This window comes from Paenibacillus sp. LPE1-1-1.1 (assembly GCF_040676435.1).
Taxonomy (GTDB): domain Bacteria; phylum Bacillota; class Bacilli; order Paenibacillales; family Paenibacillaceae; genus Pristimantibacillus.
The window spans coordinates 1,080,982-1,096,580 of sequence record NZ_JBEGHY010000023.1; the positions used below are offsets into that span (position 1 = coordinate 1,080,982).

16 protein-coding genes and 1 other RNA gene are annotated in these 15,599 nt (G+C 46.7%); 5 read left to right on the top strand and 12 right to left on the bottom strand.

Going from position 1 to position 15,599, the window contains the following annotated elements; all coding sequences use genetic code 11:
• Positions 1 to 58 precede the first annotated feature (58 nt).
• The gene (locus MRBLPE1_RS21835; RefSeq protein ID WP_056627358.1) at positions 59 to 295 is read right to left on the bottom strand and encodes a ferredoxin; all 237 of its coding nucleotides are present in this window, start codon (positions 293 to 295) and stop codon (positions 59 to 61) included.
• Between the two features lie 62 nt (positions 296 to 357).
• Complete coding sequence (locus MRBLPE1_RS21840; protein ID WP_364149337.1) at positions 358 to 1,644, bottom strand: DNA polymerase IV; 1,287 nt, start codon at positions 1,642 to 1,644, stop codon at positions 358 to 360.
• Positions 1,645 to 1,846: 202 nt separating this feature from the next.
• Between MRBLPE1_RS21840 and cimA the strand changes: the two genes are divergently transcribed.
• Positions 1,847 to 3,463, top strand: coding sequence for a citramalate synthase (cimA, locus tag MRBLPE1_RS21845; RefSeq protein WP_364149338.1), 1,617 nt, complete (start codon positions 1,847 to 1,849; stop codon positions 3,461 to 3,463).
• A 111-nt stretch (positions 3,464 to 3,574) separates the two neighbouring features.
• Here cimA and MRBLPE1_RS21850 read toward each other — a convergent pair whose 3' ends face one another.
• The gene (locus MRBLPE1_RS21850; protein WP_364149340.1) at positions 3,575 to 4,114 is read right to left on the bottom strand and encodes a TlpA family protein disulfide reductase; all 540 of its coding nucleotides are present in this window, start codon (positions 4,112 to 4,114) and stop codon (positions 3,575 to 3,577) included.
• A 244-nt stretch (positions 4,115 to 4,358) separates the two neighbouring features.
• On the opposite strand from MRBLPE1_RS21850, the gene MRBLPE1_RS21855 reads away from it, so the two are divergent.
• Positions 4,359 to 4,805, top strand: coding sequence for a M67 family metallopeptidase (locus MRBLPE1_RS21855; protein WP_364149341.1), 447 nt, complete (start codon positions 4,359 to 4,361; stop codon positions 4,803 to 4,805).
• On the opposite strand, the gene MRBLPE1_RS21860 is transcribed toward MRBLPE1_RS21855, so the two are convergent.
• From MRBLPE1_RS21860 to MRBLPE1_RS21870, 3 genes are read right to left on the bottom strand one after another with little or no spacing between them, the layout of a single operon-like run.
• The gene (locus tag MRBLPE1_RS21860) at positions 4,791 to 5,525 is read right to left on the bottom strand and encodes a 3'-5' exonuclease (protein ID WP_364149343.1); all 735 of its coding nucleotides are present in this window, start codon (positions 5,523 to 5,525) and stop codon (positions 4,791 to 4,793) included. The two genes, MRBLPE1_RS21855 and MRBLPE1_RS21860, sit on opposite strands and share 15 nt — an antisense overlap.
• Before the next feature lie 12 nt (positions 5,526 to 5,537).
• Entirely contained in the window at positions 5,538 to 6,605 is a 1,068-nt protein-coding gene (locus tag MRBLPE1_RS21865; RefSeq protein WP_364149344.1) for a DUF294 nucleotidyltransferase-like domain-containing protein, read from the bottom strand.
• A gap of 42 nt (positions 6,606 to 6,647) precedes the next feature.
• The gene (locus MRBLPE1_RS21870; protein ID WP_364149346.1) at positions 6,648 to 8,012 is read right to left on the bottom strand and encodes an ammonium transporter; all 1,365 of its coding nucleotides are present in this window, start codon (positions 8,010 to 8,012) and stop codon (positions 6,648 to 6,650) included.
• A gap of 520 nt (positions 8,013 to 8,532) precedes the next feature.
• Here MRBLPE1_RS21870 and MRBLPE1_RS21875 point away from each other — a divergent pair.
• On the top strand, positions 8,533 to 8,958 hold the full coding sequence (locus tag MRBLPE1_RS21875; protein ID WP_364149348.1) for a MerR family transcriptional regulator: 426 nt from the start codon (positions 8,533 to 8,535) through the stop codon (positions 8,956 to 8,958).
• A 36-nt stretch (positions 8,959 to 8,994) separates the two neighbouring features.
• Positions 8,995 to 9,675: a zinc metallopeptidase gene (locus tag MRBLPE1_RS21880; RefSeq protein ID WP_364149349.1), complete on the top strand. Its 681-nt coding sequence runs from the start codon at positions 8,995 to 8,997 to the stop codon at positions 9,673 to 9,675.
• Positions 9,676 to 9,757: 82 nt separating this feature from the next.
• Here the strand turns inward: MRBLPE1_RS21880 and MRBLPE1_RS21885 are convergent, their stop codons facing one another.
• Positions 9,758 to 10,654 (bottom strand): LysR family transcriptional regulator, encoded by an 897-nt coding sequence (locus MRBLPE1_RS21885; RefSeq protein ID WP_364149351.1) that lies wholly within the window; start codon positions 10,652 to 10,654, stop codon positions 9,758 to 9,760.
• Between the two features lie 34 nt (positions 10,655 to 10,688).
• Positions 10,689 to 11,336: a rhomboid family intramembrane serine protease gene (locus tag MRBLPE1_RS21890; protein ID WP_364149353.1), complete on the bottom strand. Its 648-nt coding sequence runs from the start codon at positions 11,334 to 11,336 to the stop codon at positions 10,689 to 10,691.
• 100 nt (positions 11,337 to 11,436) lie between these two features.
• On the opposite strand from MRBLPE1_RS21890, the gene tpx reads away from it, so the two are divergent.
• Complete coding sequence (gene tpx, locus MRBLPE1_RS21895; RefSeq protein ID WP_364149355.1) at positions 11,437 to 11,955, top strand: thiol peroxidase; 519 nt, start codon at positions 11,437 to 11,439, stop codon at positions 11,953 to 11,955.
• 77 nt (positions 11,956 to 12,032) lie between these two features.
• On the opposite strand, the gene MRBLPE1_RS21900 is transcribed toward tpx, so the two are convergent.
• From MRBLPE1_RS21900 to MRBLPE1_RS21915, 4 genes are all read right to left on the bottom strand, one after another.
• Positions 12,033 to 12,422, bottom strand: a complete 390-nt coding sequence (locus MRBLPE1_RS21900) for a DUF1499 domain-containing protein (protein WP_308997399.1) — start codon at positions 12,420 to 12,422, stop codon at positions 12,033 to 12,035.
• 112 nt (positions 12,423 to 12,534) lie between these two features.
• Positions 12,535 to 12,717: non-coding RNA, 6S RNA (ssrS, locus tag MRBLPE1_RS21905), on the bottom strand.
• A 47-nt stretch (positions 12,718 to 12,764) separates the two neighbouring features.
• The gene (locus MRBLPE1_RS21910; protein WP_364149357.1) at positions 12,765 to 13,541 is read right to left on the bottom strand and encodes a YesL family protein; all 777 of its coding nucleotides are present in this window, start codon (positions 13,539 to 13,541) and stop codon (positions 12,765 to 12,767) included.
• Between the two features lie 349 nt (positions 13,542 to 13,890).
• The gene (locus tag MRBLPE1_RS21915; RefSeq protein ID WP_364149359.1) at positions 13,891 to 15,492 is read right to left on the bottom strand and encodes a DEAD/DEAH box helicase; all 1,602 of its coding nucleotides are present in this window, start codon (positions 15,490 to 15,492) and stop codon (positions 13,891 to 13,893) included.
• Positions 15,493 to 15,599 lie beyond the last annotated feature (107 nt).

A 15,599-nucleotide genomic window follows, 5' to 3' on the forward strand; every position in this document is an offset into this window, starting at 1 on the left:
AAAAAGCTCCCCATCGCAGCGAGAGCTTGCGAGGAAGAGCTTTTCTCCGGTTACTGATTTAGTAATTAAATGGAACATCTGCAATCTTGATGGAATCTGTTGGACAGCCGTCAGCCGCATCCTGCAAATCATCAAACAAATCTTCCGGAATCTCAGTATTGCCTTTGTTTCCGTCCGCTTTATAAATAACTTCCGCAAGGCCTTCATCATCGTAGTCATAAATGTCAGGAGCGGTTGCTCCGCAAGCTCCACAAGCGATGCACGTATCTTTTTCAACCCAAGTAAACTTACCCATGGAAATTCCCTCCCAAATAAATATAAATATACGGAATAATCTCGTCTCTGAACAGTCAAGCTTCATTCATCAATATATAACAAACTATCATCCTTTTGCAAGGATGTGCCGCGAATTCGTTTATTCCTAATTAAGGTTGAAGGGTCGTCGCCAAGCATTCCCGCCGTCAGTACTGCGTCCTCTCCGTATTTGTCGCGGAGCCGGTCCATCGCTTTGGTTAACGCTTCTTTTCGAGGCTGCTGCTCGTAGCTGAACAAATCAAGCTGCAGGGCCGTGTCGTCCAGCGGCGTGAGATTTTGCAGCGTGATGCCCAGCAGGCGAATCGGCTCGCCGATTTTCCAATGCTTCTCAAACAGCCTGCAGGCTTCCCTGTAAAACACATCCGCTTCCTGCGTCGGGGCTGTCAGCGTATGAGAACGGGTAATCGTAGTCATGTCCGGCTTGCGGATCGTAATTTGAACCGTTGTTGCAACCAGCTTCTGCCTTCGAAGCCTTCTTCCCGTCTGATCGGCTAAATTGAGCAGTACCCTGAATACATCCTCGCGTGCGGTCAAATCATGCGGAAGCGTCGTTGTATGTCCGATTGATTTATTCCGCTCCCTGTTCGGATTAACCTCGCCGTGGTCAATGCCGTGCGCAGCGGATTTCATCCACGAGCCTATGACGCCAAAATGTTTATTCAGCATGTATTCATCGGCAGCCGCCAGCTGCCCAATCGTCCGTATGTTGAGTTTCGCGAGCTTTTCGGCCGTTTTTTTCCCTATACCGAACAGCGTATCGCAGGATTTATCCCATAGAACATGTTTAACGTCTCGAATCCGTAAAACGGTCAGACCGTTTGGCTTCTTCATATCCGACGCCATCTTCGCAAGCAGCTTGTTGGGAGCCAAACCGATCGAGCACGGAAGCGTCCATTCCGACTGGATGCGCTTCTGAAGGGAGGATGCGATTTCCAGCGGCGTTCCAAACATTTTGGATCCCGTAATATCCATATAACACTCATCGATCGATACCGCTTCCACAAGAGGCGTGTACTGCCTGGCGATGGCCATAAATCCCTGGGAGTATTTACGGTAAAGCGTGAAATCAGGCTTTATTAATATAAGCTCAGGACACAGCTGAAGTGCCTGTCTCACCGTCATTCCCGTTTTGATTCCCCTGCTCCTTGCCGCATACGAGCAGGTAACTAGTATACCCTTTCGCTGCTCCACGCTGCCGGATACCGCCGTTGGCTTATTTTTGTATTTCTCTGGCTCTTCGGCCTCATGGACGGAGCAATAAAATGCATTCATATCTAAATGGATAATAACGCGGCCTTTAGCCGGATAATGTTCATTTGTATTTGTCATAATCGAGTTAAACACCGCCTAATGTAAGCAATAAGCGAACATAAGTTTGATCCACCCAAGCATACAATTCTAGTAGGGTCAAGTCAACGACGGCTGGTCCCTTCGCAAAAATTACTTTTTTCCCCTCTACTTTCGCGAAGACAAGTGTTATAATAATAAATTATGATTTGAAAAGGCAATCTATAAAGGAGGCGTCCCGTTAATGACAACCAACATTTCCATATTTGATACGACGCTGCGTGACGGTACTCAAGGAGAAGGCATCAGCCTGTCAGCGGATGACAAATTAAAAATCGCCCAGAAGCTCGACGCGTTGGGCGTTCATTATATTGAAGGCGGCAATCCAGGAAGCAACAGCAAGGATATCGAGTTTTTCCAACGGATCAAAGCATTCAACCTTAACGCCAAAATCACCGCATTCGGCAGCACACGCCGCAAGAACAGTTTGGCTGAGCTGGATGCAAGCCTCGTCCGCATCGCCGAATCGGGGGTTCCGGCAGCTACGCTTGTAGGCAAGTCATGGGACTTTCACGTACATACGGCCCTGCAAACGACGTTAGAAGAAAATCTTTCGATGATTTATGATTCGGTCGCTTTTTTAAAGCAAAACGGGATGGAAGCCTTGTTCGATGCCGAGCATTTTTTCGACGGCTACAAGAACAATCCGGAATACGCCCTGTCCGTTTTGAAGAAAGCGCAAGAAGCAGGAGCGAACTGGCTCGTCCTCTGCGATACGAACGGCGGTACGCTGCCGGGTGAAATTCATGAAATCGTAACCCGCGTCAGACAAGAACTAATCACGCCGATCGGTATTCATACGCATAACGATTGCGAGCTGGCTGTCGCTAACTCCCTTGCGGCCGTACAAGCCGGCGCGCGTCAGGTGCAGGGTACGATCAACGGCTACGGCGAACGGTGCGGTAATGCAAATCTTTGCTCGATCATACCGAATCTGCAAATTAAAATGAACTACGATGTATTGCCCGAAGAGAAGCTTCGCGTTCTCACCAGCACGGCACGGTATGTTAGCGAAATCGCTAATGTCCATATGCCTGTTGGCCAAGCTTATGTCGGCAATGCAGCCTTCGCGCATAAAGGCGGCATCCATGTCTCCGCCATTATGAAGGACTCCAAAACCTATGAGCACATCCAGCCTGAGCTTGTCGGCAACAAGCAGCGCATTCTTGTTTCTGAGCTCGCGGGACAAAGCAATATTATTTCCAAAGCCAAAGAGCTCGGTCTTGACGTTAACGCAAATAACGATAAAACGAAGCTCATTATGGATCAAATCAAAGACTTGGAACATCAAGGCTACCAATTCGAAGGCGCAGACGCTTCTCTCGAACTCCTGCTTCGCGAAGCATTCGGCGGTGAAGTTAAGGAAGTTTTCAAGGTTGAATCGTTCAAAATGCTGGTTGAAAAAACAAACGGTCAAATGATTTCCGAGGCTATCGTCAAAATTAACGTTGGCGGACAGCAGGTTTATACAGCCGCTGAAGGCAATGGTCCCGTTAATGCGCTCGATAACGCCCTACGCAAGGCGCTGGTGCAGTTTTATCCCAAGATTGAAAGCATACATCTATCCGACTATAAAGTTCGCGTCATCGACGAGAAGGACGCTACAGCTGCTAAGGTTCGCGTTCTTATCGAGTCAACGGGACTTGATAACACATGGAGCACAGTTGGCGTTTCCAATAACGTCATCGAAGCCAGCTGGGAAGCACTCGTCGACAGCATCCGTTACGCGCTGCTTAACATGGTTAAGGTCGATAACGCGCATACCGATCCGCTTGACCGCATCGGGCTTGTAAATCATTAATAAAAAAGGGTTGGCGGGACATCACCATGTGATAGCCCGCCAACCCTTTATTTATATGAATTTATAACGATTCACGCCTTGGGAATGCTGCAGTCGCCCGTTTACGCTCGGTTACATCCACTTTTCAATCAACCGCTGCCATTCTTCATAAGTAATGACCCCGTTAATACGCTCTCTTATAACGCCTTCTCCGTCAATAAGGAAGGTTGTCGGGAACGTATCGACTTTATACTGCTTCGTTACTTCACCCACCCGGTCCATCAATATCGGGAATGTAAACTCATGCTCATTCACAAATTCCCTGGCAGCCCGTTCTTTATCGTATTTGGTTGCGTTAACGCCGTACAGCTGAATGGCGTCGCCGTATTCTTCATGCAAGCGCTGCAGGTCGGGTGCTTCAAGCTCACAAGGCCCGCACCAGGATGCCCAAAAATTAACGAAGGTAAGCTTGCCCTGCTGCCCTCCGACTTCGTAAGACTGCTCGTCAAGGGCAGGCAGCTTGAAAGCTGAAGCTTCGTATCCTGCCTTCGGTTTGAAGTCCCCTGCCGGTGCCGCCAGCGTAACGGAGCCCGTTTCATCATTTTTATATTGGAATACAGCTAATCCCGCAAAAAGCAGCGCAATGGTAAAAAGAGCAATAACGCGTTTCATGACGTACCTTCCTTCTCTCGCAATATCATTTTACTTGTATGGCTCCATGGTATCATGCACCGTAGCGAAGCTCAAGGCACGAGGCATATTAGCCATAAAAACGTCACGTTTAACGGTATGCTGCGTTTTGTGCTTGTCCTATTATCGGTAATTGACGGATCATTCATACACATTACATCGCCATTAGCGCTCTAGGAACAATTTCGTTATACTTCATTTATAGGGATGACAAGGAGGCGTAAATATGGAAGCGCAGCAAACGAAAAGCATAATTACAAAAGCCGCATATGATTTGCTAATCGGAATTTGTAAAAACGCTTTGCCTATGGAGGCCTGCGGGATCTTAGCAAGCAGTGAAGGCATATTGCGTGACGAAGACCCTTACATCATTGATACGGTCATTCCGATTACCAATAAGCATATCGATCCGACTCATTCGTTTACCTTTGACCCGGCTGAATGGACTTCCGCTTATTACGCAATGCAAAAAAACCGACAAAAGCTTGTCGGCTTGTTTCATTCCCATCCGCGCACGGAAGCCATACCATCTTCTAGCGATTCTGAAGGCTTTCTGCCAGCATCAGAGTTATCCTATTGGATTGTCTCATTAAGAAGCAGCGAAACGCCTCACGTACAGCCCTATCGCCGTTCAGAAGGGGCATTCATTCCATTGGAGCTAGTGCTTACTTAGATAAGCGTACAAATCACCCAGCGTCGTAATATTTCTCTCCAGTATGCGGGCTAGGTAGTTTTGCCATAACTTGGCCGTCATAATCGAATCCTGCAGCGCATGATGCCGTTCCGTGATCGGAATACAGCAGCTTATCAGCAGCTCATCCAAGCTGTATCCTTCCAGGTTCGGCTCCAACCACTTTGCTACCATCATCGTATCGAGCACACGGTGGTTTAAATTAATTTTAGAGGTTCTCCATAATGCCGCGTTTAAAAACTGCTTGTCGTGACCTGAAGCGTGGGCGACAAGCAGCCTCCTGCCGACAAACTCCATAAAATCGTGAAGCACCTGCATTAAGTCCGGAGCATCCTGCACCATTTCATTTGTTATGCCCGTCAGTTCCACAATGGCTTTCGGAATTTTACGTTTAGGATTCACGAGGCTGTAGAATGTTTCGTTCTCAACGATTTCGCCGCCTCGCAGCAATACGGCTCCAAACGAAATGATTTCATCGCCGTTATTCGGATAGAAGCCCGTTGTCTCCAGATCGAATACGATGACCTCGAGCTCTTTAAGCGGCATGTCAAACATGGATTGCTTACGCTGTTCTTTATTGACATTACGAATAAACGCCATTTGCTGCGCATTTTGCGAGCCTAGCATAGAAGCGATGGCAGGCGTAAATCCTCCCATTTTGTATAGGTGCCACATACGACCGACGCCTTTTTGTTCCTTCATTTCCCCACCGCCTTAAGTAAGCCTGCCCATTGTTTGCTTAAAAACCGCTCTTTGCAGTTTCTTGCCCAGGCGCAAGCTACTCTTTAATTCATCAGTCATTTCCTTGGTCAATTTACGGCTCGATATCTTGCCATTATTCGCATATAACCCGTCCGATTTCTGTTCGGTTGTCATTAATCGGAGCCGCAGAAGCAACCGAAAAGCCTGGTCGTAAATCGCAGCGTCCTTTTCAGACATCCTTCCGGCTAGAACCAGCTTCTTGATTCTCTCTAAGGTTGCCGTTTCACGGATACCTACCTGAATGGATAAAAGCCTTATAGAATTGACCATTGGAATATAAGCGCCGTATTTGATATCAAGGCTTCCTGCATCTACGCCATATTGCTCCTTGAGAAGCTGGCCAAAAAAGCCAAGGAGTACTTTATGCCGCAAAGTATTGTCTAACATTCGCTTCAAAATGATTGGATGGTTCAGCATGTCGGTAAAATACAAGTCCTTGAGTTCTTCAACCAGCCCAAAGTCCCCATATACGCCGCGGCCATCCGCTATGATAAGCAAATATCGAACAGACTCCCATGCCGGTTCTTCAAACCAATGATCCAGTTTGCTGCCCCATTCGGAGAGAGATAAACACCAATCCTGGTTGCTGCTAAGCACATTCCCCTCGCACGGAGGGTAACCCGTTTGCTGAAGATTTTGAACAATGATCTCACTAAGCTCTTTAAAATAACTCTTCACTTCTGCTGAATCAGCCACTGGATCCCGATAGACAATTCCGCTGTCTTGATCGCTCGACAAAGTCTGCTCTTTCCGACCGCCGCTCCCGAACAATAAATACGCGTAAGGCACGGGGGGAGAACCCTTCCCCAACCGTGCCATTTCCGCTTCTGCGAGGACAATCGTGCGTTGTATTACCGCATCGTGCACCTCATTCAATTGTTCGTTAAATTGTTCGACGGGACGCGTGGGGAGAAGAGCTTCCATATGCTCGTGTATCTGATCCCGCAAGTTTCGCAGCCCTTCCGCATGATCGGCTGAACCAATCTGCTTGAGCAGCTGCACTCGCACCGGATCACTCATGCGATGCCCTCTCCCTTCGGTCAGTCCATCATGGTTATTGGATTATCCTTGAAAGTTTTGACCTGTTTTTTTCATTTGCTCAGGATAACCATAAGCCCCATGCTCACTTAGGTCAAGACCAATGATTTCTTGCTCTTCCGTAACGCGGAAGCCCATGATCAGCTTCATAACGCCAAGGATCAGGAATGATGCCGCAAGCACGAAAGCACCAACAACGACAACAGATTCAAATTGAACCCACAGCTGCTTCCAGCTGCCAGTGTCGATCAAGCCGCCAGTACCTACGCCGACTTTATCAGCGAGCTCTTGTGTAGCGAAGATACCGTTGGCAAGCGTACCCCACACACCGGCTGCACCGTGAACGGACAAAGCATAAATTGGATCGTCGACTTTAATTTTCTCGAAGAACTTCACGCTGTAGAATACAAGTACGCCGGCAACCAGACCGATAACTACCGCAGCCCAAGGAGCAACGTATGCGCAAGATGCGGTTATCGCAACAAGACCTGCAAGAGTACCGTTCAGCATCGATGTAATATCGGCTTTACCTGTAACAGCCCATGAAATAAGAAGTGCTGCCACGCCGCCCGCGCCTGCTCCGAGCATCGTATTAAATGCTACGTATCCGAAGAATCCGTCACCGATAGCTACTGTGCTACCTGCGTTAAATCCAAACCAACCAACCCATAGAAGCAAAACGGAAAGTGCAGTGAAAACTTGGTTATGACCCAAAATTTCGTTTGCCGAGCCGTCTTTATTGAATTTACCGATACGCGGTTTCAGTAATACTGTCGCTGCGAATGCAGCCAACGCTCCTGTTAAGTGAACAACCGTGGAGCCCGCGAAATCTTGCGCTCCGTCTTCAGCAAGCCAGCCGCCGCCCCAGATCCAGTGAGCTACTACCGGGTATATAATCGCAGTGAAAAATAATGTAAATACGATGTATGAGGATAGCTTAGCTCTTTCTGCAAAACCGCCCCATGCGATAGAAAGCGATACTGCTGCAAATGCTAGTTGGAACAAGAAGAACACCGTGCTTGGATAATTTTCACCTTCACCTGCAGTAATGGAAGGATCAAAGAAGAAGCTGCCCCAACCGATTAGTGCATTAATGCCGCTGTCGCCGCCAAAAGTAATGCCGTAACCGAATGCCCAATAAATAAGTGCAGCTAAGCCAGTTGTGAAAATCGTTTTGCCGGCAACATGGCCTGCGTTTTTCATCCGTGTCGAGCCTGTTTCAAGAAGAATGAATCCGCCTTGCATTAGTAGAACGAGAATAAATGAGAGCATAACCCATAGCGAGTTTAAACCCATGTTCAACGTTGCGGCGGAAGGATCCTCAGCAAACGCCATTACCGGAAACAATAAGGTGAAGATTCCTAAAGCTAATAATGTTTTCTTAATCATTGCGACCACTCCCTAAGTGTTATGTTTCCTTACATGAGAGGAAAGACTTAATGTCATTATAGTCAGTAGTGCTCAATTTGACAATACGTTTTATCTAATTTTACAAAAAAAATCAAACGTTCGGCATAAAATCTAACACGAACGTTAAGTTTTTGAACAAATCGCTCCCTAAATTACCCATTGGGCCTGTTTATTCTTCGCATTTTCACTTTTTATAGGCATTGATTCCTATTTCAAGGAATCCATTTTTATCCCAACCGGCTCTCTTTTTGATTCATGTCACCATTCCAAGTGTTATATAGTAGAAGTAAATATACTTTTCCTTCGCATAAACGGTAGATACGGGTATTTGTCGAACAGCCATGTAACACGTTTGACTGTATGGTTACTTTCCTATTATCATTAGAGGTACAACGGTTAGCCCGTTTCCATAAGATGGCGTTAGTAAAATGTACTATAATAGAAGATAATTATGGTTTAGTGAAATTACATGCATTTTTAACGAATGGAGGATTTTAAAATGTATCGAATCGGAGAACTATCGAAGCTGGCGCATATCAGTCCAAGAACGATTGATTATTATACTTCAATTGGTCTAATAGAGCCTGCGGAGCGTTCCGCCAAAAACTATCGCCTCTATTCAGACGAAACCTTGCAGCGCTTGGAACGTATTGAACAGATGAAAAAAGATAAATATACATTAGATGAGATCAAAGCCACCATTGAAAGCTGGAAAAAGATCACGCCAGAGGAGCAGGTATCTCGCAAGCTAACGGATTTGCAGCATCATATAAGCCAGCTGGAGCGCGAAGTGAAGGAGCTTGAGCCAGTCATAAAGAATCTCAAGCCGCGGCAAGCGAACCACCTTTACACGCGGCTCATGCCTCAAACCGCCGCTTGTATCGAGGCACTTATGCTTCTGATCAACAAAAGCTCTCTCATGTAGCGGAGAATCTCATCACTTAAATGGAGGGATGACTCAATGACTTTTATCTACATTTTAATCATACTCGCTTTTATTTTAACGATTTGGGCTCAATTCCGGGTCAAAGGAACATTCAAAAAATGGACATCGGTACACGCGAATAGCGGTTTAACCGGTTACCAGGCAGCGAGGCGCATGCTCGACTCAAGCGGTCTGCATGATGTGCCTATCGAGCCGGTGCGCGGCACGCTCACCGATCATTACGATCCGATACATCGCGTTGTCCGGCTGTCTGAGCCGGTATACTACGAAAATTCAATCTCAGCCGTCTCCGTTGCCTGTCACGAGGTCGGTCACGCCATACAACATGCCGAACATTATCCGATGCTTGTCTTGCGCCACCGCATCTTTCCAATCGTGAATTTCGCATCCGGCGTTGCTCCTTTCCTTTTTATTGCCGGCATTCTTTTCTCGGCATTGAATTTGATCGGACTCGGCATTATCTTCTTCTCGGTCGCGGTTGCATTTCAGGTCATTACGCTTCCCGTCGAGTTCAATGCCAGCAATCGCGCCAGAGATATCATGATTTCCGAAGGATTCATCACCAACGACGAAGAACGCGGAGTCGCGAAGGTGCTTAACGCAGCAGCATTAACCTATGTAGCAGCGGCGCTCTTGTCCTTGCTGGAGCTTGTCAGATACATCTTAATCTTTGTAGGCGGCAGCCGGCAGGAATAATAACCGTACACAAAAAGGAGCTGTTCCCGATCAGTCTGCAAAGACCGAGCGGAACAGCTCCTTTTCTATTTCAATGATCGAATTATTCGATCGTATTATGAAAATAACGAAGCAGAAAACCATGGAACACCTTCGCGACTAACGGAAGCTTCTCATTCGAGCGCCGTATAAGCCCGATTGTACGCGTCACTTGCGGCTGGGTTACACGAACCTTTGTCGGCTGCAAGGGCCCCGTATAATGGAGGGCCATTTCAGGCAGCAGACTTACGCCCATTCCCGCGGCAACCAACCCCCTAATCGTATCCGTCTCTTCTCCTTCGAATCCAATTCTAGGCTTGAAGCCGGCTTCCTGGCATGCATCCCAGACGATCGGCCTCAAAGAGTAGCCTTCGCTAAACAGCACGAAGGTTTCATGCTCCAGCTCCTTCAGTTCAATCGCTTCCCTGTCGGACAAATGGTGCCCCGGAGGCAGAATAGCATACAGTTCCTCCGTTAGCAGCACCTCTCCGCAAACGAATTCATGTTCATTCGGAAATGGAGATATAAATGCCAAATCAATTTCACCTTTGACCATATCGCGAATTAGCGAGGGATACATCCCCTGCTTAAATCTAAATTTTACATTCGGATGCAGTTTGCGAAAAGCCGCAACTACTTGCGGTATTAATGAAATCCCTAAGCTGTGGGGAAAGCCCAGTCTGATCTCGCCTTTCTCCGGGTCGAGAAACTCATGTATTTCAACAACTGCGCGCTCAAGGTCAGCCAGAATGACTTCAGCGCGCTTCAGGAAAAGCTGGCCGACTGGCGTTAGTTGGAGGTTCCTGCCCTTTTGAACGAATAATTTGACGCCAAGCTCTTCTTCGAGCTGATGGATCTGGCGGCTGACCGCCGATTGCGCTACATGCAATTCTTCCGCTGCTTGCGTAACATGCTCTTTTTTTGCTACCTTTACAAAATAATGAAGCTGACGAAGTTCCATACCGGTTAGTTTCTCTCCCGTACATACATAGTTTTCATGATAGGCGCTGTTTTTTTCGTGTTCTTATTCGGTCAAACACATTATAAAGCAGAAAGCCGGTTAGAGCACCCCCTATATGTGCCCATAGATCAATACTTGGCACAAGGAAAGAATAGATTACGCCAAATATCAATATGGTATATACCGTTTTACGCGAGCCCTCATCAAGCTGCTGCTTTCGGAATAAGGATATGAATAGAAACGCGCCGTAGACGCCATAAATTGCCCCTGAGGCTCCTACTCCTACATGGTTGTATAGATCACCTTCCACCACGTTGACAAAGGCACTCATTGCATTGCCCCCGATCCCGCACAACAAATAAAAAAACAAATATCGGACTTGTTTTAACAAATGCTCCAGCGGCGGCGCGAAAACAAGCAAAGCAAACATGTTGTACAGCAAATGCTCTATTCCGGAATGCATAAAAATAGATGTAACATACCGCCATGGCTCCTGCATCCCAAACGGATTGTTCTCGGCATCCGTTACGAAGGCACCGAATTTAGCAGCATCGTAAGCATTATTAGGATCGCCATTCCAGGCGATTATAATGAAATATACGATGTTTAATGCAATTAAGACGGACGTTACGGGATAAAGCTTTAAGTACGAGCGAAAGCTTTCATAACGAATGAAGATCATAGGATCATCCCTTTTCTATCCAACAATTGGACAAGGCCGTTTCATAACGATTATAATTAATCAGGTATTCACCATACAATTTAGAGGAGGAATTATTCGAATGTCACAAGAACGTAATGGAGCCGCTACTTTCAAGGGCAATCCGATCACTTTGGTAGGGCCTGAATTGAAAGTAGGAGATAAAGCTCCTGATTTCAACCTTAACAAATCGCTTGTCGAGAATGTTTCTCTCAAGGACTACTCCGGTAAAATTAAACTAATCAGCGTTGTGCCATCCATCGACACAGGCGTTTGCGACGCGCAAACGCGTCGTTTCAATGAAGCTGCCGGTTCGCTTGGTGACAACGTCGTCGTATTAACCGTTAGCGTAGATCTCCCCTTCGCGCAAGCACGCTGGTGCGGCGCGGCAGGAATCGATAAAGTTGTATTGCTTTCTGACTACAAAGCACACAGCTTTGGCGAGTCATACGGCGTATACATCAAAGAACTCGGTTTAGACCAACGCTCAATCTTCGTGCTCGACGCTAACGATACGATTCAATACGTGGAATATCTGCCTGAAATGACGGAGCATCCGAATTACGAACAAGCGATCAACGCAGTCAAAGCGCTCGCATAAGAACGACAACTCCATTTTTTTCGTAATGATTGCAAACAAAGCGAGTGAAGGATACCCTTCCTCGCTTTGTTTATGTATTAATTATTAACTTTGAATGCAGCAAGCTTCTTATCAAGTGTACGGTACAGATCCAGGATGACTCTGTAATTGGAACCAAGATCCCCTAGTGAACCGCGGGAGGCTGAATAAATATCGACAGCCGATTGCAGCGGGTTTACGCTAATAACGGAAACGGTAATGTCCATCGTCCTGCCAAAGGCCGTGCGCTTCTCGAGAACAATTTCCCCAACGGATTGCACTTCGTGCAGCACCTTATAACCTTGCATTTTCTTAAGAGTCGATATCACTTCTTCCCAAGCCTTATCTTTCGACAGCTTGTAGAAATGAGATTTGAGCATTGGATCCTTAGCTCTGTCACCAGTCTGTTCATGACTACGCAGCAGCCCGATCAAGGTCCGCTTCAACAACAACGATCTCCCCCTCCGGCATCTATGTACAATACTCTATATGATACCATGATTTGTCCAATGAAAAAAGAGCTATTGCTGGATTTAACCAGCAAATGCTCTTTATTTGAAAATGGAACCCGCCTATGCCGTCCGACTCACATGTTTCTGAACCCGCTTACGCAGGTGGGTGACCGCAGAACCGCTTTTGAGATCCCCTTTCGGGGGCATGTCAGCTACGTTTCGATTTTGGTCTCCCGTGAAACAGCCATTGGTTCAAAACAGCGTAAAGCCGTAACGAGCATCGCAGGAGGTATTGCTATTATAGACCGTACAAAAGAAAAAGTAAACTTTGATCAGCTGTTATTTACTGGTGCCGGTCGAATCATCCTTAACAAGGTCGATTCGGTCAAGCTCTGCAGCTTTCTCCGCCTCTTCTTCCTCTGCCAACCGTGCTTTTTCCGCTTGATCCTGAAGCTTTTGGTAAATCAAATGAAAGTTCCAGAATGCTAGGTAAGCGATGATGCTTCCCATGAAGAACGGAATGAGAAACGTAAACCTTGTGCTGAAATAGATAACCGCACCGCTCATGATAGCTGTAGACAGCGAGCGGAAAGGTTTACCGATCGTGATAAGAACAGCATTTTTCAGCAATTGAAACGTTTTCATATGATAATGGACAAGCATCGAGAAAAAATTAAATAGCGATACGATTAACAGCACAAGAAACGCTATAAAAATATATGACAGCAAGTTCAATTGTTCACGATAAACAATAAAGTCAACAATCATAATTGCCAGCAATATCGTGTAAATAATACCGCCAAGCATACTTTGTTTATAATTTTCCTTGTAGCCGCGGAAAAACGTTTTGAATAACGCTACATCCGCCTCGCCCATTACCCATTTACGAGCAACCGCAAACATAGCTGCTGTTGCAGGAAATAAAGTAAACGGAGCAACGACCGCCATTGCGATGAGAGCAGAATACACTTGATTTGGATCCTGTGACAAAAGCAATCCCCATGCGAAGAACACGAATGGAATTGAACATACTAGCCACAATACATTAATAACCGATAACCTCATGATCCATTCGGAAATTCGGTAAAAACCACCCATTAGCCCTCTTGGTTCCATAGGATCTGCCTCCAGAAAAGTAAGATTACTCCCATCAAACTACCTAACATCGGTAACAAACCTCAGGCCTGCCAGGCTATCGTCTGCGCGGTTGAAACCTAACCGCATAGGATATATGCCCAAACGCCATTTAAAGTTCATAAGGCGTCTGCTTTACGAAAAACGCAGATTGCGGTTTATCCACCTTTGCAGGTTTCATTCTCGTTTTGTTTTTTCTTCTTGTTATCGTTAGTCAATGCGTTTCGTACTAACCCAAACTATAGAAGAACAATAAAAGAACCGAGGACGTCCGGATGCCCGTTAGGGATCACGGACTTCCTCGGTTTTTTCGAAAATATATGGTTAACGATTAGTTGTTTGAAAAGCTGTCGGTCGAGCTTTTTGGACGACGGTTCTCAGGACGTCCTTCGCTGCTTCTCTTGCCAGCATAACCGCCGCTGCTGCCGCCGCGTGTTTCGTAACCGCCGCGCGAGCTGCCGCCTGTGCTGCTGCCGCTGCTGCGTCTGTCATCGCGTCCACGGTATCCGCCGCCGCTTGTGCTGCCGCTGCGATTGCCGCCGTATGAAGAAGACGATCCGCTGCGGTTAAATGGACGACCATTGGAACGAATATCCGGCTTGCGTTTTTTCGCGCGAAGCGGATCTTCCGGTGTCAATTCGATTTCAACGTTTTTCTTCTCGCCAGTTAGCAATTTGATCGCTGCGGAAAGCAAATGCACGGAGTCATATTGCTCAAGCAATTGAATCGAAATCGCTTTGTACTCAGAGAATTCATCGTTTTGAACGACTTCAAGAAGACGTTCAGCCGTAACGCGTTGCTTGCCTTCAATTGCTTCCGCAATGCTTGGAAGCGGCTTGCGGTTCATTTTCTGGCGGGTTACTTTCTCGATGAAGTGCAGGTGATCCGTCTCACGAGGAGTAACGAATGACCAAGCTGTACCTTCTTTGCCCGCGCGGCCTGTACGGCCGATACGGTGAACGTAGCTCTCAGGGTCCTGCGGAAGGTCAAAGTTGATAACATGCGTTACGCCCGAGACATCGAGTCCGCGAGCAGCAACGTCAGTCGCTACCAATACATCAATGCTTCCGTCGCGGAATTTGCGCATTACGCTGTCCCGTTGGTTCTGAGACAAGTCGCCGTGCAAGCCATCAGCAGTGTATCCGCGTTTTTGGAGCGCTTCGCTTAGCTCGTCAACCCGGCGTTTAGTACGGCCGAAAATGATAGCTAGCTCAGGGGATTCCATATCAAGCAAACGGCTAAGTGCTTCGAACTTTTGACGTTCATGCACTTCGATGTAAGATTGCTCGATAAGCGGAGCCGTAATTTGTTTAGGAATTACGGAAACATGCTCAGGGTTTTTCAGAAATTGTTGTGCGAGTTTCTGAATGTTTGTCGGCATTGTTGCAGAGAACAGCATCGTGTGGCGCTCATCCGGTACTTGCTTCAAGATGGATTGAATATCTTCCATGAAGCCCATATCGAGCATTTCATCTGCTTCATCCAAAATGACGGTTTGTACATCTTCCAGACGAATGGTCTTACGGTTGATGTGATCGAGCAAACGTCCTGGCGTACCGATAATAATTTGAGGCTTCTTTTTCAATGCACGGATTTGACGACCAATTTCTTGTCCACCGTAAATCGGCAACGAGCGGAGACCTTTGTATCGGGTTAACTTCCCGATCTCGTCAGCCACTTGAATAGCGAGTTCACGGGTTGGCGTCATTATTAATGCGACAATGCGTTCCTCGCTTGTCGGAATTTTGTTAATGAGCGGAATTCCGAATGCCGCTGTCTTTCCTGTACCCGTTTGTGCTTGGCCAATTAGATCTTGCCCAGCCATAGCAATAGGGATCGCTTTGTCTTGAATCGGGGTAGATTCCTCGAATCCAAGTTCGGTAATTGCTTGCAACACTTTTGGTTCCAAGCCAAATTCAGCAAATGTTTTCAAACTTTTCTCAAACTCCTTTTATCTGCAGCCTACTTAAGAATATCCAAATCATTATAGCACACAATCAATCGTGAATACCAGTAAAGCAAATAAAGCCATACTAAGCA

Coding starts and splice junctions, on each gene's coding strand:
- MRBLPE1_RS21855 (WP_364149341.1), top strand. CDS start 4,359: ATGGAAGCGCAGCAAACGAAAAGCATAATTACAAAAGCCGCATATGAT.
- MRBLPE1_RS21875 (WP_364149348.1), top strand. CDS start 8,533: ATGTATCGAATCGGAGAACTATCGAAGCTGGCGCATATCAGTCCAAGA.
- MRBLPE1_RS21890 (WP_364149353.1), bottom strand. CDS start 11,336: ATGATCTTCATTCGTTATGAAAGCTTTCGCTCGTACTTAAAGCTTTAT.
- MRBLPE1_RS21860 (WP_364149343.1), bottom strand. CDS start 5,525: ATGAAGGAACAAAAAGGCGTCGGTCGTATGTGGCACCTATACAAAATG.
- MRBLPE1_RS21880 (WP_364149349.1), top strand. CDS start 8,995: ATGACTTTTATCTACATTTTAATCATACTCGCTTTTATTTTAACGATT.
- MRBLPE1_RS21870 (WP_364149346.1), bottom strand. CDS start 8,012: ATGATTAAGAAAACATTATTAGCTTTAGGAATCTTCACCTTATTGTTT.
- MRBLPE1_RS21910 (WP_364149357.1), bottom strand. CDS start 13,541: ATGGAACCAAGAGGGCTAATGGGTGGTTTTTACCGAATTTCCGAATGG.
- tpx (WP_364149355.1), top strand. CDS start 11,437: ATGTCACAAGAACGTAATGGAGCCGCTACTTTCAAGGGCAATCCGATC.
- MRBLPE1_RS21865 (WP_364149344.1), bottom strand. CDS start 6,605: ATGAGTGATCCGGTGCGAGTGCAGCTGCTCAAGCAGATTGGTTCAGCC.
- MRBLPE1_RS21850 (WP_364149340.1), bottom strand. CDS start 4,114: ATGAAACGCGTTATTGCTCTTTTTACCATTGCGCTGCTTTTTGCGGGA.
- MRBLPE1_RS21840 (WP_364149337.1), bottom strand. CDS start 1,644: ATGACAAATACAAATGAACATTATCCGGCTAAAGGCCGCGTTATTATC.
- MRBLPE1_RS21885 (WP_364149351.1), bottom strand. CDS start 10,654: ATGGAACTTCGTCAGCTTCATTATTTTGTAAAGGTAGCAAAAAAAGAG.
- MRBLPE1_RS21835 (WP_056627358.1), bottom strand. CDS start 295: ATGGGTAAGTTTACTTGGGTTGAAAAAGATACGTGCATCGCTTGTGGA.
- cimA (WP_364149338.1), top strand. CDS start 1,847: ATGACAACCAACATTTCCATATTTGATACGACGCTGCGTGACGGTACT.